The 24576-nt window shown below is 69.3% G+C and carries 24 protein-coding genes and 2 tRNA genes; 21 read left to right on the top strand and 5 right to left on the bottom strand.

Annotated features, from left to right (window positions below):
* Positions 1–5: 5 nt before the first annotated feature.
* The 3 genes from D7X12_RS02190 to D7X12_RS02180 form a co-directional block, all read right to left on the bottom strand.
* Positions 6–1874 carry a hypothetical protein gene (locus tag D7X12_RS02190; protein WP_120623603.1) on the bottom strand — a complete coding sequence of 623 codons (1869 nt, stop codon included), beginning with the start codon at positions 1872–1874 and terminating at the stop codon, positions 6–8.
* A 102-nt stretch (positions 1875–1976) separates the two neighbouring features.
* Entirely contained in the window at positions 1977–2525 is a 549-nt protein-coding gene (locus D7X12_RS02185; protein ID WP_244224300.1) for a thioredoxin-like domain-containing protein, read from the bottom strand.
* Positions 2526–2555: 30 nt separating this feature from the next.
* Entirely contained in the window at positions 2556–3620 is a 1065-nt protein-coding gene (locus tag D7X12_RS02180; RefSeq protein ID WP_244224299.1) for a hypothetical protein, read from the bottom strand.
* A 417-nt stretch (positions 3621–4037) separates the two neighbouring features.
* Here D7X12_RS02180 and D7X12_RS02170 point away from each other — a divergent pair, with 417 nt between their 5' ends.
* The 6 genes from D7X12_RS02170 to D7X12_RS02145 all read left to right on the top strand — a co-directional run bounded on the left by D7X12_RS02170 (position 4038) and on the right by D7X12_RS02145 (position 9815).
* Positions 4038–5909, top strand: a complete 1872-nt coding sequence (locus tag D7X12_RS02170; protein ID WP_120623600.1) for a M2 family metallopeptidase — start codon at positions 4038–4040, stop codon at positions 5907–5909.
* 125 nt (positions 5910–6034) lie between these two features.
* Positions 6035–6238 carry a cold-shock protein gene (locus D7X12_RS02165; protein WP_120610827.1) on the top strand — a complete coding sequence of 68 codons (204 nt, stop codon included), beginning with the start codon at positions 6035–6037 and terminating at the stop codon, positions 6236–6238.
* 246 nt (positions 6239–6484) lie between these two features.
* A complete protein-coding gene (locus D7X12_RS02160) occupies positions 6485–6688 on the top strand; it encodes a cold-shock protein (protein ID WP_120610828.1) in 204 nt (67 codons plus the stop codon).
* A gap of 89 nt (positions 6689–6777) precedes the next feature.
* The gene (locus tag D7X12_RS02155) at positions 6778–8895 is read left to right on the top strand and encodes a gluzincin family metallopeptidase (RefSeq protein ID WP_120623599.1); all 2118 of its coding nucleotides are present in this window, start codon (positions 6778–6780) and stop codon (positions 8893–8895) included.
* 36 nt (positions 8896–8931) lie between these two features.
* Positions 8932–9573 (top strand): hypothetical protein, encoded by a 642-nt coding sequence (locus tag D7X12_RS02150; protein ID WP_120623598.1) that lies wholly within the window; start codon positions 8932–8934, stop codon positions 9571–9573.
* Entirely contained in the window at positions 9570–9815 is a 246-nt protein-coding gene (locus D7X12_RS02145; protein ID WP_120623597.1) for a hypothetical protein, read from the top strand. The genes D7X12_RS02150 and D7X12_RS02145 overlap by 4 nt, the downstream gene beginning before the upstream one ends.
* Before the next feature lie 51 nt (positions 9816–9866).
* On the opposite strand, the gene D7X12_RS02140 is transcribed toward D7X12_RS02145, so the two are convergent.
* Complete coding sequence (locus tag D7X12_RS02140) at positions 9867–10595, bottom strand: FKBP-type peptidyl-prolyl cis-trans isomerase (RefSeq protein ID WP_120623624.1); 729 nt, start codon at positions 10593–10595, stop codon at positions 9867–9869.
* A 238-nt stretch (positions 10596–10833) separates the two neighbouring features.
* Here D7X12_RS02140 and D7X12_RS02135 point away from each other — a divergent pair, with 238 nt between their 5' ends.
* The 15 genes from D7X12_RS02135 to D7X12_RS02065 all read left to right on the top strand — a co-directional run bounded on the left by D7X12_RS02135 (position 10834) and on the right by D7X12_RS02065 (position 23758).
* On the top strand, positions 10834–11166 hold the full coding sequence (locus tag D7X12_RS02135) for a PilZ domain-containing protein (RefSeq protein ID WP_120610833.1): 333 nt from the start codon (positions 10834–10836) through the stop codon (positions 11164–11166).
* A gap of 188 nt (positions 11167–11354) precedes the next feature.
* Positions 11355–12173 carry an LPP20 family lipoprotein gene (locus D7X12_RS02130; RefSeq protein ID WP_120623596.1) on the top strand — a complete coding sequence of 273 codons (819 nt, stop codon included), beginning with the start codon at positions 11355–11357 and terminating at the stop codon, positions 12171–12173.
* Positions 12174–12195: 22 nt separating this feature from the next.
* Positions 12196–13413, top strand: coding sequence for a hypothetical protein (locus tag D7X12_RS02125; RefSeq protein WP_120623595.1), 1218 nt, complete (start codon positions 12196–12198; stop codon positions 13411–13413).
* Positions 13413–13799 (top strand): PEGA domain-containing protein, encoded by a 387-nt coding sequence (locus D7X12_RS02120; protein ID WP_120623594.1) that lies wholly within the window; start codon positions 13413–13415, stop codon positions 13797–13799. The genes D7X12_RS02125 and D7X12_RS02120 overlap by 1 nt, the downstream gene beginning before the upstream one ends.
* A complete protein-coding gene (locus tag D7X12_RS02115; protein ID WP_158619926.1) occupies positions 13796–14545 on the top strand; it encodes a FecR family protein in 750 nt (249 codons plus the stop codon). The genes D7X12_RS02120 and D7X12_RS02115 overlap by 4 nt, the downstream gene beginning before the upstream one ends.
* A 90-nt stretch (positions 14546–14635) precedes the next feature.
* On the top strand, positions 14636–15787 hold the full coding sequence (locus D7X12_RS02110) for an AI-2E family transporter (RefSeq protein ID WP_439329341.1): 1152 nt from the start codon (positions 14636–14638) through the stop codon (positions 15785–15787).
* The gene (locus D7X12_RS02105) at positions 15784–16470 is read left to right on the top strand and encodes a uracil-DNA glycosylase (RefSeq protein ID WP_120623591.1); all 687 of its coding nucleotides are present in this window, start codon (positions 15784–15786) and stop codon (positions 16468–16470) included. The genes D7X12_RS02110 and D7X12_RS02105 overlap by 4 nt, the downstream gene beginning before the upstream one ends.
* 98 nt (positions 16471–16568) lie before the next feature.
* Positions 16569–16640, top strand: a tRNA-Val gene (locus tag D7X12_RS02100).
* An 86-nt stretch (positions 16641–16726) separates the two neighbouring features.
* A complete protein-coding gene (gene thrS, locus D7X12_RS02095) occupies positions 16727–18655 on the top strand; it encodes a threonine--tRNA ligase (RefSeq protein ID WP_120623590.1) in 1929 nt (642 codons plus the stop codon).
* 196 nt (positions 18656–18851) lie between these two features.
* On the top strand, positions 18852–19058 hold the full coding sequence (gene rpmI, locus D7X12_RS02090) for a 50S ribosomal protein L35 (protein ID WP_120543405.1): 207 nt from the start codon (positions 18852–18854) through the stop codon (positions 19056–19058).
* Positions 19059–19150: 92 nt separating this feature from the next.
* Positions 19151–19498 (top strand): 50S ribosomal protein L20, encoded by a 348-nt coding sequence (rplT, locus tag D7X12_RS02085; protein WP_120623589.1) that lies wholly within the window; start codon positions 19151–19153, stop codon positions 19496–19498.
* Positions 19499–19624: 126 nt separating this feature from the next.
* Positions 19625–20674, top strand: a complete 1050-nt coding sequence (gene pheS / locus D7X12_RS02080; protein ID WP_120623588.1) for a phenylalanine--tRNA ligase subunit alpha — start codon at positions 19625–19627, stop codon at positions 20672–20674.
* A 30-nt stretch (positions 20675–20704) separates the two neighbouring features.
* Complete coding sequence (gene pheT, locus D7X12_RS02075) at positions 20705–23116, top strand: phenylalanine--tRNA ligase subunit beta (RefSeq protein WP_120623587.1); 2412 nt, start codon at positions 20705–20707, stop codon at positions 23114–23116.
* A gap of 93 nt (positions 23117–23209) precedes the next feature.
* On the top strand, positions 23210–23596 hold the full coding sequence (locus tag D7X12_RS02070) for an integration host factor subunit alpha (RefSeq protein WP_120613048.1): 387 nt from the start codon (positions 23210–23212) through the stop codon (positions 23594–23596).
* Positions 23597–23681: 85 nt separating this feature from the next.
* Positions 23682–23758, top strand: a tRNA-Pro gene (locus D7X12_RS02065).
* A gap of 85 nt (positions 23759–23843) precedes the next feature.
* Here the strand turns inward: D7X12_RS02065 and D7X12_RS02060 are convergent.
* On the bottom strand, positions 23844–24572 hold the full coding sequence (locus tag D7X12_RS02060; RefSeq protein ID WP_120623586.1) for a hypothetical protein: 729 nt from the start codon (positions 24570–24572) through the stop codon (positions 23844–23846).
* Positions 24573–24576 lie beyond the last annotated feature (4 nt).

Raw genomic sequence — 24576 nt, 5'->3', positions numbered from 1 at the left:
TTTGGCTACCAGGTGACGGCGTCGAGGTACGCCGTCCCCTTCCAGGTGCCGCCCGTCTGGAACTCCAGGCCCAGTTGATACAGCGGCGTGGTGGACCCGGAGGGCAGCGTCACGGTGATGGCGTTCCACGCCCCGGCCTTGAGGCTGCCCACGGCCACCCAGTTGCCCGTCCAGCGCCAGTTGGAGGCCGCGCCTTCCAGGGCGTAGGGCTGCACGCCGGTGATGTTGCTCCCGGTGGGGAGCCACAGCCGGAACGTCACCGTCCTGCCGGAGCCCACGGCCGCGTTGGCCACCGCCACGGTGCCGCCGCCGGACGTTCCGTTGAAGGGCACGGCCAGCGAACGGGTGCCCGCATAGGCCCGGGTGGTGCTGGTGCTGACGGCGGATACCGCGGCGCCGCCCGCGACAAAGCCCTGCGTGCCGGACTCGAAGCCGTACTTCGACGGATCCGTGGGAGTGCCCGCGTCAGACGTGCCGGTGCCTGCGTCAGGACGCGTGCCTCCGTCCACTCCACCGTCCACTCCACCATCCGGACGCGTGCCACCGTCCACGCCGCCGTCGGTGCCGCCATCCACCGGCGGGGTGCCCGCGTCGACAGGGGACGTGCCACCGTCGGACGAACCGCTGCCCGGGAGCGGCAGCGTGGTGCCAATCGCGGGCAGTGCCAGCCCACCGACCTGGAGGAACGTCTTCGCGCGCTGCTTCAGGTACGGCTGCCCGTCGGTGGCGAGGTCGTTCTGGTAGGAGCTCTGTCCACCCGCGCCCGCGCCGAACAGCAGGGCGACCACGCCCACGTTGGCGAACTTGCGCCGGTGCAGGTCACCGACCGCGCCGAAGAAGTACTCGGTGCGGTTGTCCTTGTAGCCCTGGCGCGCGCCCCCCGCGTTGTTGATGTTGAGGTGGTTGGAGTTGCCCAGGGGGATCTGCCACAGCACCCAGCGCTTGCCGGAGGTCTGGTTGAAGAGGCGCAGCCACTCCGCGTAGCGGTTGAACGACTTGGACGTGATGGACGCCGTGTCGCTCATGCTCCAGAGGTGGTCCTCGCCGCGCGTGAGCCGGTAGAAGTCCGCGTCGCGATCCAACGGGTCGCCAAAGAGCACGTCGTAGGTGGAGCCCGTCACGTTGGCGGCGAGCCCCATCGGCTTGAGGAAGTTGACGACCTTGTCGACCTCCGGCTGGAGCGGATCCGTGAGGGAGTTGTAGACGAGGTCCTTGCCGCTGGCCCACGCGGAGATGTGCAGGCCGAGCACGACGTTGTTCGCGCCCACGGCCTTGCGCAGCTGGAGGAACGCCAGGCTCCAGCCGGCCACGGTGTTGGGCAGGCCCGCGAGCTCCGGCATCCCCGAGGCGGCGATCGCCGCGTACGCACCGGGGTTGGAGGCCGTCTGGAACTGGAGGAAGCCGACGGCGTCCGGCTCTACGTGCACGACGACGGGACCGCCGTAGGTCTTCGCGCGCTGGAGGAGCAGCTTCACGTCCTCGAAGTAGGAGCGCATGGTGCTGGCGTTCTTCAGCTTCGCCAGCGTCTCCTGCTCGCCGCCGCCGGGCTCTCCGAAGAGCTGGTAGTAGGTGACGACGGGGACATAGCCCTGCGCCTTCGTCTCGGTGAAGAAGCTGGCGGCCCAGCTGCCATCGCGGGCGCCGTAGCCCCAGTTGTCCGCCCAGCCCTTGGTGAAGTAGCGGTAGCGCGCATCCCAGGGGACGTCGCTGTCACGCATCCAGTTCTGGCCGGCCTCCTCGAAGAGGCCCACCATCAAGCGGTTCTGGAAGACGGGGGGCACGGGGCCCTGCACACCCGCGGCGTGGGCTGACATCGCCCCAAGGCACGTCAGCGTCAGCAGCGCCGCGAGGGCGCGTCGAATGGGGTTGGTCATGGAGGCGCTAGTACGCTTCGCCTCCTCAATGCCTTCCGGCTTCGACAGCTTCGCCCCCCTGGCCGGCAGCTCACCGGGCCATGGCGCGAGCCCCCGTCATGCTCAGGGAAGGCAGCCCAGGTTCGGCTCGGGCGCGTCCTTGTCCTGGAGCGCGAGCAGGCACTCGAGCGCTTCCGGATCCACGGTGTCCATCAGGTACGTGCGACGCCACAGCAGCGCGGCGAAGCGCTTGGGAAGCTGCGCGTCCGGGGCGACGAGGGCGCGGGGGATGCCGTTGCTCGTCGGGGTGGCCTGGGCTCGCACGGCCTCCAGCTTCGCGACCTCGTCCGGGCAGCCGCCTTCCTCCGGGCAGTTGTAGAGGAACACCGCGTGCCCGTGCTCCAGGTTGTGCAGCCACGCGCAGCGCGGCTGCTCCGTGGTGTAGCCGCGGCACGACAGCCAGGTGTTGCAGTGCGGCCCGGAGTTGGGCGGGTTCTCGCCGTTGCCGCAGGCGGTGCTGCTGCACGAACTCACGTGGCTGGCTGTCGAATCGTCCGACAGCGTGAACGCGAACCGCGCGCAGTGCTCGCCACCGGGAGTGGGTGGATCCTCGGACGTCGAACCGCAGGCGAGGCACAGCGAGAGGAGGAGGGCGGGGAGGGCGCGAAGCATCCGCCGCGTCATATCGCAATCATCTCCCCGTCATCCCGGTGCGACGCCGCGCCGCTCCACGTCGAGGCCGCTCAGCCCCCGGAAGCCCATGCCTTCGAGCAGTCGGAGGAAGTCCGCGGGAGGCAGGCTGCCGCCCGTGACATGGCGCGACGAGCCGTCCTCGCAGACCTCTTCCTGGGACGCCGGTTCACCGCTCCGCATCAGGCCGCCCAGGTCCATGGGCGCGCGGCTCCTCAGCGTGAAGTCCACGCGGTCCGGCTGGTAGCCCGTGTTGGCGACGATGACGACGTGGTCCGGCATGCGCTGCGACCAGCGCACCGCGACCAGCGGATGCACCTGCGCCTCGGAGCTGAACATCAGGAGCACGCGGTTGCCCGCGAAGCGCGGCGGCGTCTTCGCGCACCGGGCGACCTCGCGTTGGACCTCCAGGCGACAGTCGCGCAGCGCATCCACGCCCAGCACGCGGCTTTCGAGGATGTCCGACGCGCTGCCCGCCCGCAGCAACACCTGCATCGCCAGCGGGGTCGCGACACGGTGGGAGCGACACGCCGCGTTCAGCAGCGACACCGCCTCCAGCGTCGCCGTGCGCTTCGCCCGCCGCAGCGCGTCCTTGAGGTAGGGCATCGGCGCATCCACCCCCAGGGCCGCCACCGTTCCCAACACGGCCAGCCACTCCAGCGGACCGGGCACGATGAAGGGGGACGTCAGGACGTACGTAAGCAGGCTGGTGTTGGCGACGGGCTCGTGGCCGCGCGTCGTCAGGACCCTCGCTTCAGGTGGATACCCGTCGGATGCGAAACGGTCGCCGCGCTCCACGACGAGCGTGGGGACGCCCTTGAGCAGCGGCCCTCCGCCGCGGCTGCCCGTGTTGAGCACCACCAGCGCCTCCGCCGGGAACGTGCCCAGCCGCTCCAGGAAGGACGGGGTGTGCAGGTCCTCCCCCTTGCCTGGCAGCCGTGCCGTCGGGCGGGATCCCAGCGACTGGAGCGCGCGCAGCATCAGCACCCCGGAGGCGAGTCCATCCACGTCCGGGTGCGGCACGACGAGGACGGGTCGGCCCCGGCACCCCTCCAGGAACGCCCGCGCCTCCGTCAAAGCCGCCTCCGGCACGGGCCAAAGCGGGTCCCTGGTGTGTCCCAGCAGCATGGTTGAAAACTGTGACTCCCTGTAGCTGCGCGGCAGGGAGCGGCTGTCGTGGCCGCCTGCCCTCCGTTCAGCCCGCTGGGAATGGACCGAGACGCCGGGCATCGCACCCGGACGGGGCGACCTTTCGGGCATGGGAGGAGCTGGAGCAGCTGCTGCGCTTCAACGAGGCCCACGGCATCCAGGTCTTCCGCATCGGCTCGTCGCTCATCCCGTTCGGCTCGCACCCGGTGAACACGCTGCCGTGGTGGAACCGTTTTTGCGCTGCGTCAGAACGCGGGGCCCCGCCGTTCACCCAGGGAGCAGGGCGCGCGGACCCCCTGACTTCGCGGGTGCGAGCGCGGGGCACTTCCCATAGTGTCCGCGCCCATGACCCGCACCCCCTTCCTGCAGCCCCTGATGCGCGCGGCCCTCGCCGCCCTGTCGCTCGCGGCCACCACCGCGGGCGCGCAAGCGACGCCCGCCAAGGCCACGCCTGCTCCGGCCACCCCTGCTCCCGCCGCCAAGGCCACCCCCGCGGAGGCGAAGCAGTTCGCCGCGAAGCTGAACGCGGACCTGAAGAAGCTCTGGACCCGGCAGGCCACCGCCGAGTGGATCAAGAGCACGTACATCACCGACGACACGGAGCGGAACGCCGCGTCCATCAACGAAGAGGTGATGGCCTACGTCAACGGCGCCATCAAGGAGTCGCGCCGCTTCGACGGGCTGAAGCTGGACGCGGACACCGCGCGCATGCTGCACCTCTTGCGCGTCTCCCAGACGCTGCCCGCCCCGGCCAACGCCACGCAGCGCGCGGAGCTGGCCTCCACCGCCGCGAAGCTCGAGGGCATCTATGGCAAGGGCAAGTACTGCGGCAAGGACGGCAAGGGGAAGTGCCGCGACCTGGAGGAGCTGTCCGACGTGATGGCGGAGAGCCGTGACGCGGACGCGCTGCTCGACGCGTGGCAGGGCTGGCACTCCATCAGCCGCCCCATGCGGCCGCTGTACTCGCAGCTGGTCAACCTCTCCAACGCGGGCGCGAAGGACATCGGCTTCAACGACCTGGGCACGCTCTGGCGCTCGTCGTACGACATGCCGCCCGCGGAGTTCGAGCAGGAGGCGCAGCGGCTCTGGGGCCAGGTGAAGCCCATGTACGACGAGCTGCACTGCTACGTGCGCGGCCGGCTCGCGAAGCAGTACGGCGAGGCGAAGGTCCCCGCTGGCAAGCCCATCCCCGCGCACCTCTTGGGCAACATGTGGGCGCAGGAGTGGAACAACATCTACCCGCTGGTGGAGCCGTTCCCCGGCCAGGCCAACCTGGACGTCGGCGCCACGCTGGTGAAGCAGGGCCATGACCCGCAGAAGATGGTGAAGCTGGGGGAGAAGTTCTTCACCTCGCTGGGCCTCAAGCCGCTGCCGCAGACCTTCTGGGAGCGCTCGCAGTTCACCAAGCCGAAGGACCGCGACGTCGTCTGCCACGCGTCCGCGTGGGACGTGACGTACGAGAACGACCTGCGCATCAAGATGTGCATCAAGCCCACCGAGGAGGACCTGGTCACCATCCACCACGAGCTGGGCCACAACTACTACTACACGTACTACTACAAGCTCCCCGTCCTCTTTCAGGCCGGCGCCAACGACGGCTTCCACGAGGCCATTGGCGACGCGCTCACGCTCTCCATCACCCCGGGCTACCTGCAGCAGGCGGGCCTCTTGAGCGCGGTGGAGAAGAACGAGAAGAACGTCATCAACCTCCAGCTCAAGGACGCGCTGGAGAAGGTGGCCTTCCTGCCCTTCGGCCTGCTCGTGGACCAGTGGCGCTGGGACGTCTTCAGCGGCAAGGTGAAGCCTTCGGACTACAACAAGAGCTGGTGGGAGCTGCGCCAGAAGTACCAGGGCGTCGGCGCGCCGGTGGCCCGCACGGAGCAGGACTTCGACGCGGGCGCCAAGTACCACGTGCCGGCCAACGTCCCGTACACGCGCTACTTCCTCGCGCGCATCCTCCAGTTCCAGTTCCACAAGTCGCTGTGCGAGGCGGCCGGCATCAAGGGCCCGCTCAACGAGTGCTCCATCTACGGCAACAAGGCGGCGGGCCAGCGGCTCCAGGCGATGCTGGAGCTGGGCGCGAGCAAGCCGTGGCCGGAGGCCATGGCCGCGATGACGGGCGGCAAGCAGATGGATGCCACGCCGATGCTCGAGTACTTCGCCCCGCTGCGTCGTTGGCTGCAGGAGCAGAACAAGGGCCAGAAGTGCGGTTGGTAGCCTGGCCGGGGAGTAGACAGGTTCAGCGAGGGGCGTCTAGGCTTCCGCCCGTCTTGTAGGGACGAACCTCTCTGTGGGACCGGACGGCGACTCTTCCTGTCCGCGATGGAAAGAAGAACAAGGCAATGGCGACCGGTACCGTGAAGTGGTTCAACGATGCGAAGGGCTTCGGCTTCATCACCCAGGACGGCGGGGGCGAGGACGTGTTCTGCCACCACACCGCCATCAACATGGACGGCTTCCGCTCGCTGGCCGAGGGCCAGAAGGTGGAGTTCGAAGTCACCAAGGGCCCCAAGGGCCTGCAGGCGCAGAACGTTCGCGGCGTCTGAACACCTGTCGTCACCCTGACGACTTCTTGATTCGCCAGAAGGTCCGATCCATTCCAGGGTCGGGCCTTTTGTGTTTCCGGCCGCACGTCCGCCCTACCGACAAGGGTACAAAGTGTGACGGAAGGTAAAGAGGGGGGTGGACATCTCCCGGAGCACGGGCCTACTGTGCGCCCGTCTTGTAGGGTTGACTCTCTGTAGGGCCGGACGGCGACTTTTCCTGTCCGCGATGGAAAGAAGAACAGGCTTATGGCTACCGGTACCGTGAAGTGGTTCAACGATGCGAAGGGCTTCGGTTTCATCACGCAGGACGGCGGCGGCGAGGATCTCTTCTGCCACCACACGTCCATCCAGGCGGACGGCTTCCGCTCGCTGGCCGAAGGCCAGAAGGTGGAGTTCGACGTCGCCAAGGGCCCCAAGGGCCTGCAGGCGCAGAACGTTCGCCCCATCTGAGCCCGTCGTCGTCATCCTGACGACTACGTGATTCACCAGAAGGTCCGATCCTTTCCGGGGTCGGGCCTTCTGTATTTTCCGGAGCCCCCATGCCCGCCCGTCCGTCGCGCTTCTCGCGCCTGCGCCTCCTCCCGCTCGTGGCCGGCCTCGGCTGCGCCACCGCCTCCACGCCCACCGCGCCCGCTGCCTCGGCCGCCCGCGTCAGTGCCGCTCCTTCCGCGCAGGTGTCCAAGGAGGCCCTGGCCGCGCTGAAGTTGGAGCTGGTGGCGAAGCACGGCGAGTCCCAGAAGGCCCGCATCGAGCGCGGCGTGGAGCAGGTGGCCGCGCTGTGGCGCCCGGAGGACGGGGACCTGGCGGCCTTCGCGCGCGAGCAGTTCCTGCCCGGGGGCCCGCAGCTGGACGCGACGTTCGGGCGCCTGGAGCGCCTGTTCGAACAGCTGGACGGTCACATGAACGAGCTGGGGCGGGAGCTCCAGTGGTTCACGGACCTGGACCTGGGGCCGCTGCTGCCGGTGGAGTCGCTGCTCGCGGCGTATGACCCGTCCTCCAACGTCACGTCGGACCTGTTCCAGGCGAAGCCGGGCTTCGTCGTGCTGCTCAACTTCCCGCTCACCACGCTGGCCGAGCGCGCGAAGGCGGGCCCGACGTGGACGCGGCGGCAGTGGGCGGAGGCGAAGCTCGCGTCGCGCTTCAACCGGCGCGTGCCCGCGGAGGTGGAGCAGCAGGTGTCGCGCGCCATCGCGGACGCGAACCTCTACATCGCCGAATACAACATCTGGATGCACCACCTGGTGGACGCGAAGGGCCAGCGCCTGTTCCCGCAGGGCCTGCGGCTCATCAGCCACTGGAACCTGCGCGACGAATTGAAGGCGGACTACACCGACGCGAAGGGGCTGGCGAAGCAGCGGATGATCGTCCAGGTGATGGAGCGCATCGTCACGCAGACCCTCCCCGCCGCCGTCATCAACAACCCGCGCGTGGACTGGGATCCGTTCACCAACGCCGTGACGGTGGCCCCGCCGGAGTCGGTGGAGCCGAACGCGCCGGAGCGCGAGTCTGGCTCCAGCGTGAAGGCGGACGTCGCGCCGGAGCCGGACACGCGCTACGCGCGGCTGCTCGCGACCTTCCAGGCGTCGCGGCGCGCGGATCCGTACTCGCCCGTGGCCCCCACGCGCATCGCGCGCAGCTTCGAATTGGACCGGGGCCTGCCGGAGGAGCGGGTGCGCGCGCTCTTGACGGAGCTGCTCGCGTCGCCGCTGGTGCCGCGCGTGGCGAAGCTCATCGAGTCCCGGCTGGGCCGCCCACTGGAGCCGCAGGACCTCTGGTACCCCGGCTTCCGTCCGGGCGCGAAGGTGCCGGAGGCGCAGCTGGATGCCCTCACGCGCAAGCGCTACCCCACGGCGGACGCGTTCGCGCGCGACATCCCCCGCATCCTCCAGGGCCTGGGCTTCACGAAGGAGAAGGCGGACACGCTCGCCTCGTACATCCGCGTGGACGCGTCCCGGGGCGCGGGCCATGCCCAGCAGGCGCTGCGCCGGGGCGACTTCCCCCGCCTGCGCACGCGCGTGGAGAAGGGGGGCATGGACTACAAGGGCTACAACATCGCGGTGCACGAGCTGGGGCACAACGTGGAGCAGGTCTTCAGCCTGTACCAGGTGGACCACACGCTCCTGTCCGGCGTCCCCAACAACGCGTTCACGGAGGCCCTGGCCTTCGTCTTCCAGGCGCGCGACCTGGAGCTGCTGGGCCTGGGCCAGCCTGACGCGGCCAGCGAGCGCGAGCGCGTGCTCAATGACTTCTGGCAGTCGTGGGAGATCGCCGGCGTGGCCCTGGTGGACATGGCCACGTGGCACTGGATGTACGAGCACCCGGACGCCACGCCCGAGCAGCTCCGCGAGGCGGTGGGCCAGGTGTCGCGCGACGTGTGGAACCAGTACTACGCGCCGGTGCTGGGGCGGAAGGACAGCCCGCTGCTCGGCATCTACAGCCACATGATCAGCTACCCGCTGTACCTGCCGGACTACCCGCTCGGGCACCTCATCGCGTTCCAGATTGAAGAGCACCTGAAGCAGCACGGGCCGCTGGGCGCGGAATTCGAGCGCATGGCCACCTTCGGCTCCGTCACGCCGGACGAATGGATGCGCCACGCCACCGGGGCGCCCGTCAGCGCGGAGTCTTTGTTGAAGGCCACCGCCAAGGCGCTGTGATATCCGGGCATTTCTTCTTTGACGTCTACTGGAGGAATGACCGTGAATCCTGTTTTCCGCGCATTGCTGTTGGGCTCGTTGTCCACCGTGGTCGGCTGTGCCTCGATGAGGGGTGGGACGAAGCCGACGCCTCCTCCGGCCGCGTCGCTGGTGGAGAACTGTGACGACACGCAGAAGGGCATCTCGAAGGAGGCGGACGCGCTGGCGAGCCCCTACGGGATTGATCAGCACGTGGAGAAGAACTTCGCTGACCGCAAGGTGTCGTGGCTGATGACGGACAGCGCGTACCAGAAGTTCGTGGTGCAGACGGGCGCGAAGAACTTCGGCCGCTGCAACGACGTGGCCTGCTACCTCTTCGCGGCGCCGGCGGCCAGGATCCAGGGCGCGGTGGAGAAGGCGAAGACGCCGGACGGCAAGCACGACCCCGCGGTGCTGGGGCATGAGCTGGGCCTGCCGGCGGCGAACTTCGAGGGTCCGCTGCGGATGATGACGCTGGACCTGGGGGCGCAGAAGGTCTGCACGCGGCTGCCGGTGGAGGCGGATCCGGGCGTGTGGAAGTGCACCACGCCCGATGAGAAGGACTGCTTCAAGTTCGGCGGCTACACGTCCGGCGGCGTGCCGGAGGTGATGGTCATCAATGCCCCGGTGGCGGATGCGCAGGTGGCGGAGATCCCATGAGCGATGAAGAGGTGGTGCTCCAGAGCCCGCTCCTGTACCGCGTGCTGCGCGGCAGGGACGGGGCGCTGTCCATCGAGGTCCTGGTGGGCGGCATCGTCCAGTTCGAGGTGCGCGTGCTCCTGAACGACGAGGAGACCGCCTCCTTCGCGAAGGAGGGGCGCTCCTTCGCGGATCGGATGGCCCAGGCCATCATGGCCGACCCGCCCTTCGACGGTCGGTCGGTGCGCTCGTCGGTGCTGTGACGTTCGCTGCGGGGGCCCGTGTTGCGCGGGCCCCCGTTGTCGCCTCCGGGCCTACGGGCTGACGGCGGTGTTGCCGGGCACGTCCACCAGCTCCACGTCGAACTGGAGCACGGCGTTGGGCGGGATGCGCGAGCCGGTGGGCGGCCGCTCGCCGTAGGCGGTGCTGGCGGGGCAGGTGAGCTTCGCCTTGGCGCCGACCTTCATCTTCTGCACGCCCTGGGTCCAGCAGGGGATGACGCCGTTGAGCGGGAACTCCGCCGGCATGCCGCGCGAGTAGGAGCTGTCGAACTCCGAGCCGTCCACGAGCGTGCCCCGGTAGTGCACCTTCACGGTGTCGGAGGCGCGGGGGACCTTGCCGGTGCCGGCCTTGAGCTCGCGGTAGATGACGCCGGAGGGCAGCCGCGTGGCGCCGGCCTCCTTGGATGCGCGGTCCAGGGTGGCGACGTTGACCTGGGCCTGGCGCGAGCGGGCCAGGACCTGGAGCTTCGGGGTGAGCTCCTTGGGGTCCATGGGCGGCGTGCCGGAGAGCGCGTCCTGGATGCCGCGCTGGAGGAGCTGGATCTCCTCGGGCGTCAGGGCGAGCGCCGTGACGTTCTGGCCCAGCGACAACCCGAGCGAATAGATCAGCTTCTGATCCTCTGACTTGAGCTCCGCGGGGGGCGCCTTCGCGGCGGCCTCGGGCGCGGCGGCCGGCTTGGAGTTCTTGGTCGGGGCCTGGGCCTGGGCGAAGCCCGGGACACCGAGCGCGATCACCAGGGCCGCCATCCACTGCATACGCATGCTTCCGCCTTTCACGAACATGGGGCGACTATAGGGTGCCTCATCCGCTGCCGATCATCCTTCGCACGCACAGGCCAATGCGAAGAATCCAGCGAGCGGAAAAACGCGGCGCCTGCAGGCCCGCCTATCGCGGTGGCCGGGCGTCGTTTTCTTGCGCGCATGACGACTGACCGTACTGTGCCTTCAGGTCGCTTCACCCCCGAAGCGGCCTGTTGCACCTGCTGGAGGTCATGAGCCAATGAGCGAGAAGCGGAAGGCCAATCGGGCGCCCCTGGACATCTACCTCAACAAGTACATGGGCGGCGTGCCGTACATGACCCGCGCTGCGGACATCAGCCAGGAAGGCGTGAGCCTGTCCCGCCTCATCGAGCCCCAGAACGACGCGCGTCGCGTGGGCCTCCAGTTCCAGCTCCCCGGCTCCGAGGAGATCATCTACGCCGAGGGTGAAGTCGTACGCGAGTGGAAGGAGTTGGGCCGCCGCGAGCAGTCGGGCGTGCGCTTCACGCTCCTCACCGAGCGGCACCGCAAGATGATCGACGCCTACGTCGACCGTCACGCGAACGAGAACTGACGCGAGGTGTTACCCCGCGCGTGTGCCACCGCGATTACGCGGTGCCACCGGCGGTTCGCAGTGAGCGCGAGCGACATCGGCCCATCCCCCGGGTCGCCTTGACTTCGCGCGGAGTGGCCCCCTTGAATGACCGGAGACGTTTTCCTGTGCGCTCGCCGGATCCACGGCGACCGCGGGAGGAGTGCTCCGTGACGCGTTCGCTGTGGGGATTGTTGCTGGTCGTGCCGCTGACGGCGCTGGGCCAGGGCAAGGACGCGAAGGGCGCCGCACCCGCCACACCCGCTGCCGTGGAAGCCCCGCGCGCCACCACCGCGCCGGGCATCAACTGGGAAGGCCAGGTCCTGCGCGCCACGGGCTCCGGTGCGCCGGACCTCAAGGCCGCCAACCCCGCACAGGCCCGCCTGGGCGCCGAGCGCGCCGCGAAGCTGGACGCGTTCCGCAACCTGCTGGAGCAGGCCAAGGGCATCCAGGTGAGCGCGGGCCGCACCGTGGGCGACGAGTGGGCGCGCGACGAGGTGAAGGGCCGCGTCGAGGGTGCCATCCGCGGCTACAAGGTCGTGGCCAAGCGCTACTTCTCCGACAGCGGCGTGGAGCTGGACGTGGAGGTGCCGCTCGCGGCGCTCTCCGCGGCGCTGATCCCCGCGCAGGACGCGGCCATCGTGCTCAATGCCGAGGGCGCGAAGAAGTACACCGGCCTCGTGGTGGACGCGCGCGGCCTGGGCCTGAAGCCGGTGCTCGCGCCCCGACTGGTGGACGCGGCCGGCAAGGCGCTCTACGCCGCGACGGTGCTCACGGACGAGGCGCGCGGAGCGACGGGCGTGGCGGCCTGGTACGAGAGCCTGGACGCTGCCCGGAAGGCCGCGCTGGTGGGCGACAAGCCGCTGGTGGTGAAGGCCGCGCAGCTGCAGGGCTCCGACCTGGTCCTGAACGCGGAAGGTGCTCGCGCGCTCACCGAGGCGAACACGCGCTTCCTGGCCGAGGGTCGGGTCGCCATCGTCACGCAGTAGCGCCAAGGTCCGAGGAACGACCATGCCCCTGAAGCTCTCCGCGCTCTGCGTGTTCCTCGCGACCACGGCGCTGGCCGCCGCGCCCAAGCCCGCGCTGCCTCCCGGTGTGGTGGTGAAGGAGGCCTCGGGCGAGGCCGCCATCGTGGGCGGCAACGTGGACAAGGCGTTCAACGAGGCGAAGGCCGCCGCGCTGCGCGAGGCGGTGGAGCAGGTGGCCGGGGTAATGGTCTCCGCGGACACGCTCACCGCGAACAGCCAGTTGATCAGCGACCGCGTCTTCACGAACAGCGCCGGCTACGTGCGCCGCTACGACGTGCTGGGCCGCGAGGTGCTGGCCGACGTCGCGAAGGTGACCGTGCGCGCGGAGGTGGGCACGGAGCAGCTCGACAAGGATCTCCAGGCGGTGCAGGCGCTGATCCGCCGGCTGGGCAGCCCGAAGCTCGTCATCCTGACGCAGGAGCAGACGGTGGATCCGAAGGGCGTCGTCACGAACGGCGGCCTGTTCGCCACGGTGCTGACGGAGGCCTTCAAGCAGGACCAGTGGACGATCATCGACCCGCACTTCGCCGCGGGCAAGGTGCGGCTCCTGCCGGGCGTGGCGCTGTCGGCCACGGAGGCCAAGGAGATTGGCGACCTGAGCCGCGCGGACTACATCCTCTACGGCACGGTGGTGTTCCGGCAGCAGCCGCCCACGGTCAACGGCATCATCCCGGAGGTGGACGCGCAGGGCCGTCAGCTCGTCTTCTCCGTGTCCGGCGAGTACGACCTCGCGGTGTTCGCGACGGACAACGGCAGCCAGCTCGCGAAGGTGGCGGGGAAGTTCGCGTCCGGGCCGGACGACCTGGGCGGGCCGTCGAAGGCGGTCATCTCCTACGACCGGACCGCGTATGAGATCGCCCGTCGGCGCGGCCAGCGCATCGTCACCGAGGTCCGGGCCCCCGTCATCGAGTACGTGCGCGCCTCGCAGCAGGACGGCAACCGCGTGTCGATGACCGTGCTGGGCCTGAAGGACTACGCGGCGGTGCAGGCGTTCCGCAAGGTGCTGGCGGAGTCGCTCACGGGCCTCAAGGGCGAGCCCGGCAAGGCGACCTTCGGCAAGGAGGCGACGCGCTTCGACCTCACGTTCCTGGGCGGCACGGATGAGCTTGCCGGGCAGCTCGGGGGCAAGACGTTCCAGAAGCGCAAGGTGTTGGTGACGGGCGTGACGGCGAACACCGTCGAGCTGACCGTGGCGCCGTGATGCGACTCCGGTGTGCAGCGGTGCTCGCGCTGGCGTCGGCGCTGCTGGGCGCCTGTGCGGCGAAGCAGGACGCGGATCAGCCCGCGACGATGGCCCGGGCCCGCGAGCTGATGGCCTCCGCGGAGAGCAATCGCGGCGACCTGGTGATGCGGTGTGAACCCGCGGACGCCGAGGTACTGCTGGACGGCGTGCAGCAGGGCACATGCAGCGACTTCTCCGGCGTGTCCCGCAGCCTGCGCCTGGGCGAGGCGGGTTTCCACCAGGTCGAGGTCAAGAAGCGCGGGTACTGGCCCTACACGACCTACTACGAGCCCAGCGGGGCGCGGGTGACGCTGAAGGTCAAGCTTCGCCCCGTCGTGCCCGAGGCGGGCGGAGGTGCTCCGTGAAGCGACAGCGCACGACGTGGGCGGTGCTCCTCGCGGGCCTGTTGCCAGGGCTGGCGTTCGGGGCCATTGGCCGGGTGGACGTGCTGGAGGGCACCGCGACGCGCCTGCCCGAGGGCGGTGTGGCTCAGCCGCTGGCGGTGGGCGCGGACGTGGAGGTGAAGGACACGCTGGAGGTCGGTCCGAAGTCCAACCTCAAGCTGACCCTCAACGACGGCAGCGTGCTGATGGTGGGCGAGGGCAGCCGGCTGTTCATCAGCGAGGCGGACTTCGAGGGCCAGGATCGCAAGGGCTTCGTGGCGAAGCTGGGCCTGGGCAAGGTCTGGGCGAGCGTGAAGAAGGCGCTCGCGGGCTCCCAGGCGAAGTTCGAGGTGGAGACGGACCGCGCGGTCGCGGGCGTCCGGGGCACGCGCTTCCGGGTGGACGCCGCCGCTCCCAAGGTGATGGGCGCCCTCTCGCCGCGCACGCTGGTGCAGGTGTCGGAGGGCAACGTGCAGGTGACGGCGCGGCTGCCGGTGAAGCCCGGCGAGGCGAAGAAGGCGAAACCCGGCGAGCGCACCGAGGTGCCGGGACCCCACGAGGTGACGCTGGAGCAGTGGACGGAGAAGTTCATCCAGCTCCAGGCGAACGATCAGGTCGTGGTGGACGCGGAGCTCGGCCGGCCGCAGGTCGGCGACCTGGACCGCAAGGTGGCGGGCGACGCCTTCGGCAAGTTCGTCCAGCGCAATCAGGACCCCAAGACGCCGTAGGATGCGCGGGGACAGGAGGCGGTCATCGGACGTCGCAAGAGAGGCAGTGAGCGCGCGGTGAAGGCCCCGGAACCCGCCGCGTCCCCGGATGTGTTCCCGGTGCTGCATGTGGTGAACCCGGAGCCCGTGCCACCGGCCGGTGACCCCGGGGCCCTGGACGAGGCGGAGGCCCGCCGGGTGGACTTCGTGTGGTCCGGCCTGATGGTGGGCTCGCTGGCGCTGGTATTCGCGCTGCTGTCCGTGTTCGGCGGGGTGGCGGTGCCGGTGCTGCTGGCGCTGACGGGCGCGTACGCGTTCAACCCCCTGGTGACGCTGCTGGAGAAGCGCGGCCTGGACCGCACGCTGGGCACGTCCGTGCTGTTCTTCGCGGGCACGCTGCTGATGGTGGGCGCGGGCCTGTACCTGGTGCCGGTGTTCCGCGACGAGGCGGCGAAGCTGCCCGGCTTCTTCCAGCGCGCCAGCACCCAGGTGGTTCCGCAGGTGGAGTCGCTCCTGGGCGTGTCGCTGCCGGAGCTCGTGAGCCAGCGCACCGCGGAGCTGGGCGAGAAGGCCTCCGAGCTGCTCCAGAGCGCGGGCCCCACGGCGGCGCGGCTGGTGGCGAGCTTCGCCGGCAACACCGCGCGCTTCGCCACCACGCTGCTGGGCCTGTCGGTGGTGCCGGTGCTGGCGTTCTTCTTCCTGCAGGACTACCCGCGCCTCATGGGAAGCATCCAGGACCTGCTGCCGCGCCGCTCGGCGGGGCTGTTGACCCAGCGCTTCCGCGAGGTGGACGAGGTGCTGTCCGCCTTCGTGCAGGGCCAGCTCACCGTGGGCGCCATCCTGTCGGTCATCTACGCGGTAGGGCTGTCCCTGGCGCGCATCGACCTGGCCATCGCCATTGGCCTCATCGCGGGCTTCGGCAACATGGTGCCCTACCTGGGCACGGGCATCGGCGTGGTGCTCGCGCTCCTGGGCGTGCTGCTGTCGTGGCAGGGGCCGTGGCAGCTCGCGGTGGTGGTGACGACCTTCGTCGTGGGGCAGCTCCTGGAAGGCTTCGTCATCACCCCGCGCGTCGTGGGTGAGAAGGTGGGCCTGGCGCCGGTGGCGGTCATCCTCGCCGTGCTCGCGTTCGGGGAGCTGTTCGGCTTCGTGGGCATCATCCTGGCGGTCCCGGCCAGCGCCATCCTCAAGGTCGTCCTCAGCGTGGTCATCCAGCGCTACCGCCGCACCGACCTCTACAAGGGGGGAGCCCGCGCGCCGTGACGAAGCTGGAAGCCCTGCACCGGGAGATTGTCGTGTGCCGGGCCTGCCCCCGGCTCGTGGAATGGCGGGAAGAAGTCGCCCGGGTGAAGCGCCGGGCCTACCGCGACTGGGACTACTGGGGGAAGCCCGTGCCCGGCTTCGGCGACCCCAAGGCCCGGCTGATCATCGTGGGGCTCGCGCCCGCCGCGCACGGGGCCAATCGGACGGGGCGGATGTTCACGGGGGACCGCTCCGGCGACTTCCTCTTCGCAGGCCTCCACCGGGCGGGCTTCGCCTCCCAGCCCCACAGCGAGCGCCGGGACGATGGGCTCCAGTTGAAGGACGCCTTCATCGTCGCCGCCGCCCGGTGTGCGCCGCCAGACAACAAGCCCCTGCCGGAGGAGTTGGCCCGGTGCGCGCCCTTCCTCGACCGGGAGATGGCGCTCTTGCCGGGCCGGGTGCTGCTCGCCCTGGGCGCCATCGGGTGGAACGCCGCGCTGGCCTCAGCGGTGCGGGTGGGCAACGTCCTGCCTGCCCCCCGGCCCGCGTTCGGCCACGGGGCGGAGTTCCGGCTGCCGGACGGCCGATGGCTCGTGGGCAGCTACCACGTCAGCCAGCAGAACACCCAGACGGGGAGGCTGACCCCCGCCATGTTCGATGCGGTGATGAAACGCATCCGGGCGTTGTTGGAGGAAGCGGGGTAGGTGGGGGTGACGAACGTCGGGAAGAGAAGGCCCCCTCGTTCGTGTTTCCTTGACAGGTGTGGGAGCCCGCTGTTATTCCCCGCGCCCATCCGCACGACGGGTCGTTAGCTCAGCGGTAGAGCACTACCTTGACACGGTAGGGGTCAGTGGTTCGATCCCACTACGACCCATCACAGTAAGCGTTCCATCTCGCGGGCGGCCGGCTTTTCAAAAAGCCTGCCGCCCGTGGCTTTTCCAGCGCAGGGGTTTTCAAGCCATGTCCGAATCCATCACGGTGACGCTCCCCGACGGCAGTCAGAAGCAGACCGCCCGGGGCACGACCATCCTGGACTTCGTGAAGGGCAGCATCGGCGTGGGGCTCGCGAAGGCGGCCCTGTTCGCGCGGGTGAACGGCCAGGACGTCGACCTGACGCGCACGCTCGACGAGGACGCGAAGCTGCAGATCTTCACGCCCAAGAGCCCCGAAGGCCTGGACCTCATCCGCCACGACGCCGCGCACGTCGTCGCCAGCGCCGTGCAGCGCCTGTTCCCCGGCACGCAGGTGACCATCGGTCCCGCGACGGAGGAGGGCTTCTACTACGACTTCTTCCGCGAGAAGCCCTTCACGCCGGAGGAGCTGGAGAAGATCGAAGCGGCCGCCAACGCCGAACTCAAGCAGGACATGCCCTTCGTGCGCACCGAAGTCTCCATGGAGGACGCGGTGCGTCTCTTCGAGGAGAAGGGCGAGAAGTTCAAGGTGGAGATCGTCCGCGACATCGCCGCCAAGGGCGCCAAGACGCTCACGCTCTACACCCACGGCGACTGGGTGGACTTCTGCCTGGGGCCCCACGCGCCCAGCACCGGGAAGATCGGCGTCATCAAGATCCTCTCCTCCAGCGGCGCGTACTGGCGCGGTGACCACCGCAACCCGATGCTCCAGCGCGTCTACGGCACGGCCTTCTTCGACAAGAAGGCGCTGGACGCGTACCTCACGCGCATTGAAGAGGCCCGCAAGCGCGACCACCGCAAGCTGGGCAAGGAGCTGGACCTCTTCCACTTCCACCCGTACGCCCCCGGCGCGGCCTTCTGGACGCCCAAGGGCACCGCGATGTACCAGACGCTGTCGGACTGGATGCGCGGGCTCACGGCCGGTGACGGCTACGTGGAGATCAAGACGCCCCTGATGTTCAACAAGGGGCTGTGGGAGACCAGCGGCCACTGGGGCAAGTACAAGGAGAACATGTTCCTGGTGCTCGACAACGAGTCCGGCGAACACGACTTCTCGCTCAAGCCGATGAACTGCCCGTCGCACCACCTGTACTACGGCTTCAAGAAGCACAGCTACCGCGACCTGCCCCTGCGCCTGCACACGCAGGACGTGCTGCACCGCAACGAGGCCGCGGGCTCGCTGGGTGGCCTCACCCGCGTGCGCCAGTTCGCCCAGGACGACGCGCACATCTACTGCATGGAGAGCCAGATCACCGACGAGGTGCGGCGCTTCGTGAAGCTGTTGGATCGCGTCTACAAGGCGGTGGGCCTCACCTACGCGGTGAAGCTGTCCACGCGCCCCGCGGAGCGCCTGGGGGATGACTCCCTCTGGGATCGCGCGGAGGAGGGGCTCAAGGCGGCGCTGGAGTCGCTGAACCTCGAGTACGAGCTGGCCCCGGGCGACGGCGCCTTCTACGGCCCGAAGATCGACTTCGCGGTGTCCGACAGCATCGGGCGCCGCTGGCAGCTGGGCACCATGCAGCTGGACTACCTGGCCCCGGAGCGCTTCGACCTGACGTACGTGGGCGAAGACAACGCCGAGCACCGCCCGGTGGTCCTCCACCGCGCCATCTTCGGCTCCTTCGAGCGCTTCACCGCCATCCTCATCGAGCACTTCGCCGGCGCGTTCCCGGCGTGGCTCGCCCCGGTGCAGGCGACGCTGGTGTACGTGGCGGACCGCCAGGTGGAGTACGCCCGCAAGGTGCGCGACGAGCTGCGCGCCAAGGGCTACCGGGTGGAGCTGGACGAGCGCGGCATCACGCTCAACGCGAAGATCCGCGAGGCGCAGCTCCAGAAGATCCCGTTCACCCTCGTGGTGGGTGACAACGAGGTCGAAGCCGGCGCCGTGTCCCCCCGTCGCTACGGCGGCGAGGACCTCAAGTCGATGAAGCTCGCCGACTTCGAGGCGCTCCTGGCCAAGGAAGCCGCGCTGCCCTGAGTTTGGGTAGGTAGATGTAGGTGAAAATAGTGTGGGGGGCGGCGGTGGTTTCGGCGGTGCCTGTAGGAAACGCTACCCCCATCGCCCCGAAAGAGTGATAGAGGCTTCCGCCAAAGCGTCGCGAACCGTGTTTCGCGACCGCCGTCAGCCGCGATGGCTGCCGTGCCGACAGGAAGCAGAAGGAAGGATTGGGACCATGCCCAAGTTGAAGACCCGCAGTGGCGCGAAGAAGCGCTTCCAGGTGAAGAAGAGCGGCCAGGTGAAGTTTGGCAAGGCCTTCAGCAAGCACCTGTTTACCTTCTCCAAGTCGCCCAAGCAGAAGCGCGGTAACCGGGGCACCGGTCACCTGCGCGACATGGACGCGAAGAAGGTCATCAAGGAGCTGTTCCCCTACGGGGCCTGAGTTTTTCCTCGGGCTTGGACCATCCGTGAGTCCTGGCGGAGCGGCGTGATGCCGGCACCCCAGGGTCACCTTCAAGAAGTCAGGAGTGTGTCATGCGCGTCAAAAAGGGATTCAAGGCTCGTCGTCGTCGTAATCGCATTCTCAAGCTGGCCAAGGGTTTCCGCGGCCGCCGCAAGAATTGCTACAAGCGCGCCAACCAGGCCGTCGAGCGCGCCCTGGACTACGCCACCCGCGACCGCGCGGTGCGCAAGCGCAACTTCCGCTCGCTGTGGATCGTCCGCATCAACGCGGCGGCTCGCACAGTGGGTCTGTCGTACTCGAAGCTGATCGCCGGTCTGTCGAAGGCGAAGATCGGCCTGGATCGCAAGGTCCTGTCCGACATGGCCATCGCGGACCCCGCGGGCTTTGCCGCCGTCGCCAAAATCGCGAAGGCAGCCTGAGACACGGCCGGCTTTTGAAGCCGGCCCCCTGAAGCCAAACGGGCTGCCTCCAGTAGGGGGCGGCCCTTTTTTTTGCCCGGTGCCTTGAAGGCGGCCGGGGTGTGAATGGAAGGCGGAAAGAGGACCATGCGAGACCGGTTGCAGGCGTTGGCGGACGCGGCGCGCCAGGAGATCGCGGGCGTGTCGGAGCCCTCGCAGGTGGAGGCGCTGCGCATCCGCTACCTGGGCAAGAAGGGCGAGCTGTCCGCCATCCTGGGCGGCATGGGCAAGCTGCCCCCGGACGAGCGGCGGGCGCTGGGCGAGGTGGCCAACACCGTCAAGGCGGAGCTGGAGCAGCTCCTGTCAGACGCCGTGCGCCGGGCCGAGGACGCGGCGATGGAGGCCCAGCTGAAGGGCCCGAAGCTGGACGTGACGCTGCCGGGCCGCGCGATGCTGCCCGGAGGCCGTCACCCGGTGTCGCGCACGATGGAGGACATCGTCCGCACGTTCGCGCGGCTGGGGTTCGAAGTGGCTGTCGGGCCGGAGATTGAACTCGACTACTTCAACTTCGAGGCGCTGAACCTGCCCAAGGACCACCCCGCGCGGGACATGCAGGACACGTTCTACGTGGACGAGCCCACGCTGGGGCACGCGAAGCGGGCGGACAGCCCGTCCCTGCTTCGCACGCACACGTCGCCGGTGCAGGTGCGGCACATGCTGTCGCGCAAGCCGCCCATCCGCGCGGTGATGCCGGGGCGGGTGTACCGGCGTGATTCGGACATCACGCACACGCCGATGTTCCACCAGGTGGAGGGGCTGCTGGTGGACAAGGACGTGAGCTTCGCGGAGCTGAAGGGGACGCTGGACGCGTTCGTGCGGGCCTTCTTCGGTTCGGAGACGCGCACGCGCTTCCGTCCGTCGTTCTTCCCCTTCACCGAGCCGTCGGCGGAGGTGGACGTCACCTGTGCGTCGTGCGGTGGCAAGGGCTGCCGCGTGTGCAAGCAGACGGGGTGGCTGGAGGTGCTGGGCAGCGGCATGGTGCACCCGAACGTCTTCACCGCCGCGGGCTACGACCCGAACGAGGTGACGGGCTACGCGTTCGGCATGGGCGTGGAGCGCCTGGCCATGCTGCGCTACGGCATCGACGACTTGCGGATGATGTTCGAGAACGACGCGCGCTTCCTCGAGCAGTTCTGATTCCAGCCGGATGGGCAAGAGGGTGGACCTGTGAAGATTTCGGTGAAGTGGCTGGGTGATTACGTGGCGCTGCCGCCGTCGGTGGACGAGCTGGCGCGCAAGCTGACCGCGGCGGGGCTGGAGATTGAAGGGGTGGAGCGCCCCGGCGAGGGCCTGCGCGGCGTGGTGGTGGCGCAGATCCGCGAGTCGGTGCAGCACCCCAACGCGGACAAGCTGTCCGTCACGCAGGTGGACATCGGCGGCTCCGCGCTGTTCCAGGTGGTGTGCGGCGCGAAGAACTTCAAGGTCGGCGACAAGGTGCCGCTGGCCACGGTGGGCGCGAAGCTGCCCAACGGCATGGAGATCAAGCAGGCCGCGCTCCGGGGCGTGGACAGCTTCGGCATGCTCTGCTCGGCGAAGGAGCTGGGCATCACCGAGGACTCGGCGGGTCTGCTCATCCTGCCCGCGGACACGAAGCTGGGCGTGCCCATCGCGGAGGCGCTGGGGCTGGATGACTCGGTGCTGGAGGTGAACGTCACCCCGAACCGGCCGGACGCGCTCAGCCACCTGGGCGTGGCGCGCGAGGTGGGCGTGGTGACGGGCGCGGCGCTCAAGGTGCCGGAGCCGAAGCCCGCTGAGTCCGGCCGCGCGGTGGCGGAGCTGGTGAAGGTGCGCATCGACGCGGCGGACCGGTGTCCGCGCTACGCGGCGCGGGTGGTGGAGGGCGTCACCATCCAGCCGTCGCCGCAGTGGATGCAGGACCGGCTGAAGGCGTGCGGCGTGCGCGCCATCAACAACGTGGTGGACGTCACGAACTTCGTGCTCCTGGAGTACGGCCAGCCGCTGCACGCGTTCGACCTGGACAAGGTGGCGGGCCAGGAGATCGTCGTGCGCACCGCGAAGGCGGGCGAGAAGCTGCGCACGCTGGACGACAAGGAACGCACGCTGGACGCGGACGACCTGGTCATCGCGGACCGCGAGCGGGCGCAGGCGCTGGCGGGCGTGATGGGCGGCGGGGACAGCGAGGTGACGCAAGGGACGAAGCGCATCGTCATCGAGTCCGCGCACTTCCTGGGCTCCAGCGTGCGCCGGACGGCGAAGCGGTACGCGCTGCACACGGAGGCGTCGCACCGCTTCGAGCGCGGGGCGGACCTGGACGCGGTGCTGCCGGCGTTGGACCGGGCCGCGCAGCTCATCGCGGAGCTGTCGGGCGGCACGGTGGCGCCGGGGCGGGTGGACGTGCAGCCCGCGCCGAAGCCGCCGCGTCGGGTGACGCTGCGCTACGGGCGGGTGGAGAAGGTGCTGGGCGTGGCGGTGCCGGAGGCGGAGTGCCGGCGCATCCTCGGGGCGCTCGGGTTCAAGACGGTGGAGGACGGCGCGGGCCAGACGACGTTCGAGGTGCCTCGGGCGCGCGTGGACGTGGAGCGCGAGGAGGACCTGATGGAGGAGGTCGCCCGCGTGTTCGGCTACGACAACATCCCGGCCCGGTTGCCGCGCGGCCTGGACACGCTGGCGCCGGAGCCGCCGCAGATGGAGGCCGAGCGTCGGCTCCGTCACTCGCTGGGCGGGGTGGGGCTGAACGAGGTGGTGAACTACTCGTTCGTCGCGCCGAAGTCGCTGGAGGTGCTGGGTGGGAAGGAAGCGCCCATCGCGCTGATGAACCCGCTGAGCGTCGAGCAGTCGGTGATGCGCACGAGCCTGTTGCCGGGCCTGCTGGAGAACCTGTCGCGCAGCGTGCGCCACCAGGTGGAGTCGGTGGGCCTGTACGAGACGGGGCGGGCGTACTTCCGGGACGCCGAGGGCGGGCAGGGGATGCGCCCGGCGTCGCGCGAGGTGCCGCGCGTGGCGGGCCTGGTGTGGGGTGTCCGGGGAGGCAGGAGCTGGACGCAGAAGGACGCGCGCGTGGACTTCTACGACGCGAAGGGCGCGGTGGAGGCGCTGCTGCACGCGCTGCACGTGGAGGGCGTGACGTTCGCGCCCGCCGAGCCGCCGGCGTACCACCCGCGCAGCTGCGCGCAGGTGTCGCTTTCGGACGGGACGGTGCTGGGGCACGTGGGCGAGGTGCACCCGCGGGTGACGAAGGCGCTGGGGCTGCCCGAGGGCGTGTTCGTGTTCGAGCTGGACACGGACCCGCTGTACGCGGCGGCGCGGCTGGTGCCGCAGGCAGAGGCGCTGCCGAAGTACCCGGCGGTGCTGCGCGACCTGGCGGTGGTGGTGCCGGTGGAACTGCGCAACGAGGAGGTGCGCCGGGTCATCCTGGAGGTAGGGGCGCCGCTGGTGGAGGACGCGTTGGTGTTCGACGTGTACACGGGCAAGCCCATCCCCGAGGGGAAGAAGAACCTGGCGTACGCGCTGAGCTACCGGTCGGCCGAGCGGACGCTGACCGACGTGGAGGTCACCACGGCGCACCAGCGCATCATCACCGAGGTGAACCAGCGGCTGGGGGCCGCCCTGCGCGCCTGAATTCCTCAGTGAAGTCAGGACGTTGACAGGATTCGGGGAAGGCTGACACCATGCCCCGCGTTCACCGGCCAGCACGGGTGTCAGAGGGCTCGCATGACGAAAGCGGACATCATCGAGGGGGTCTACGAGAAGGTCGGCTTCTCGAAGAAGGAGTCGGCGGAGATCGTCGAGCTCGTGTTCGACACCGTGAAGGAGACGCTGGAGCGCGGGGACAAGATCAAGATCTCCGGGTTCGGAAACTTCCAGGTGCGCCAGAAGAAGGCGCGCGTGGGGCGCAATCCGCAGACGGGCAAGGAGATTGAAATCAGCGCGCGCCGGGTGCTGACCTTCCGGCCGAGCCAGGTGCTCAAGAGCGCGCTGAACGGAGAGGCCCCGCCGGAGAACCACGCGGAGATCGACGCCCAGGAGGAGGCCGCAGCGGATGCGGCCGAGGCCCGGGGCGAGGACTTCGACGAGGGAATGGAAGAAGGCGAGGAGTGAGTTTTCCCACGGTCCCCTTCACCTCGCGCTTGACCCAGGAAACCGGCGAGGGCATAAGGGCGCACCGTTTCACGACGGCCGTTTTCGGGGCGTAGCGCAGCCTGGTAGCGCACTTGCTTGGGGTGCAAGTGGTCGCAGGTTCAAATCCTGTCGCCCCGACCAAAATGAAGGCCCTGGAGTTTCCGGTGCAAGCCGGTGACTCCAGGGCCTTTGTTTTTTGGGCTCCGGACTTCAGCCGCGCCCGCCGTTACGCCGAATCGAGTGGTGTGAAGACCGGCGCCATGGGTTCACCCTCCACGCGGCCGAGCGCGGGCACGCCACCGGGCCGGCAGAACGCGACGATGTCCGGGCCGAGCGCTCCCATCGCGGCGGGGACGTCGCAGGACGCCGGTGCTCCGGTTTGCTGGGCGACTTGCGAAGCGATGCTCAACGCGACGTTGGCGTCCGCCCCCGCTGGCATTTCGAAGATCCAGAGGGCTGGCTCGAAGCCGGCCTCGTGATCCACGAGCTTCGCGCCGGGCACGACACGGTGTACCGCCGAGACCCCCGTTGCTTCATCGGCGGTGCCGTACACCATCACCGCCCACTGCTCGTGTTCCCCAGCGCCTGCTTCCTCCGAATCCACCAGGAGGGTGGGCGGCGGGCCGGGCTCGCGGAACTGCGAGCGCAGCGTGGCGAGGCTCCTGGCGTCCAACTCGCGGCTCGCCGTGCTCCAGAAGAGCGTGCGGAGGGGCTCGGGGGCGCCTACGAGCACGCCCGCCGCCAGATAGCCGGGAGGTGCGCCGAAGATCATCTCGCGATCATGGGACGCCGCTATGACCCGGCGGACCACCTCCTCGAGCGGCGCTTCGCCCCGGACCGCGCGGCGCGCAAGCTCCGCGAGCTGCTGGATTTCGTACAGCGTTCGCGGAGCTTGCTCCGTCGCGTGCAGCAACTCGGCGGTCTTCGCCCTGGCTATCTGATCGAATTTCGACATTGGC

Origin of the sequence: Corallococcus sicarius (assembly GCF_003611735.1) — a bacterium.
GTDB classification, from domain to species: domain Bacteria; phylum Myxococcota; class Myxococcia; order Myxococcales; family Myxococcaceae; genus Corallococcus; species Corallococcus sicarius.
The sequence above is the reverse complement of the archived record's forward strand: the minus strand, read 5'-3'. Positions and strand labels throughout refer to the sequence as shown.

What these genes read in the sequence shown, in the direction of transcription:
- thrS (WP_120623590.1), top strand. Translation starts at nt 16,727, where the DNA reads ATGTCCGAATCCATCACGGTGACGCTCCCCGACGGCAGTCAGAAGCAG.
- D7X12_RS02060 (WP_120623586.1), bottom strand. Translation starts at nt 24,572, where the DNA reads ATGTCGAAATTCGATCAGATAGCCAGGGCGAAGACCGCCGAGTTGCTG.
- D7X12_RS02145 (WP_120623597.1), top strand. Translation starts at nt 9,570, where the DNA reads ATGAGCGATGAAGAGGTGGTGCTCCAGAGCCCGCTCCTGTACCGCGTG.
- D7X12_RS02140 (WP_120623624.1), bottom strand. Translation starts at nt 10,595, where the DNA reads ATGCGTATGCAGTGGATGGCGGCCCTGGTGATCGCGCTCGGTGTCCCG.
- pheS (WP_120623588.1), top strand. Translation starts at nt 19,625, where the DNA reads ATGCGAGACCGGTTGCAGGCGTTGGCGGACGCGGCGCGCCAGGAGATC.
- rpmI (WP_120543405.1), top strand. Translation starts at nt 18,852, where the DNA reads ATGCCCAAGTTGAAGACCCGCAGTGGCGCGAAGAAGCGCTTCCAGGTG.
- D7X12_RS02170 (WP_120623600.1), top strand. Translation starts at nt 4,038, where the DNA reads ATGACCCGCACCCCCTTCCTGCAGCCCCTGATGCGCGCGGCCCTCGCC.
- D7X12_RS02165 (WP_120610827.1), top strand. Translation starts at nt 6,035, where the DNA reads ATGGCGACCGGTACCGTGAAGTGGTTCAACGATGCGAAGGGCTTCGGC.
- D7X12_RS02155 (WP_120623599.1), top strand. Translation starts at nt 6,778, where the DNA reads ATGCCCGCCCGTCCGTCGCGCTTCTCGCGCCTGCGCCTCCTCCCGCTC.
- D7X12_RS02150 (WP_120623598.1), top strand. Translation starts at nt 8,932, where the DNA reads ATGACCGTGAATCCTGTTTTCCGCGCATTGCTGTTGGGCTCGTTGTCC.
- D7X12_RS02125 (WP_120623595.1), top strand. Translation starts at nt 12,196, where the DNA reads ATGCCCCTGAAGCTCTCCGCGCTCTGCGTGTTCCTCGCGACCACGGCG.
- D7X12_RS02120 (WP_120623594.1), top strand. Translation starts at nt 13,413, where the DNA reads ATGCGACTCCGGTGTGCAGCGGTGCTCGCGCTGGCGTCGGCGCTGCTG.
- D7X12_RS02070 (WP_120613048.1), top strand. Translation starts at nt 23,210, where the DNA reads ATGACGAAAGCGGACATCATCGAGGGGGTCTACGAGAAGGTCGGCTTC.
- D7X12_RS02160 (WP_120610828.1), top strand. Translation starts at nt 6,485, where the DNA reads ATGGCTACCGGTACCGTGAAGTGGTTCAACGATGCGAAGGGCTTCGGT.
- D7X12_RS02135 (WP_120610833.1), top strand. Translation starts at nt 10,834, where the DNA reads ATGAGCGAGAAGCGGAAGGCCAATCGGGCGCCCCTGGACATCTACCTC.
- D7X12_RS02190 (WP_120623603.1), bottom strand. Translation starts at nt 1,874, where the DNA reads ATGACCAACCCCATTCGACGCGCCCTCGCGGCGCTGCTGACGCTGACG.
- rplT (WP_120623589.1), top strand. Translation starts at nt 19,151, where the DNA reads ATGCGCGTCAAAAAGGGATTCAAGGCTCGTCGTCGTCGTAATCGCATT.
- D7X12_RS02185 (WP_244224300.1), bottom strand. Translation starts at nt 2,525, where the DNA reads ATGCTTCGCGCCCTCCCCGCCCTCCTCCTCTCGCTGTGCCTCGCCTGC.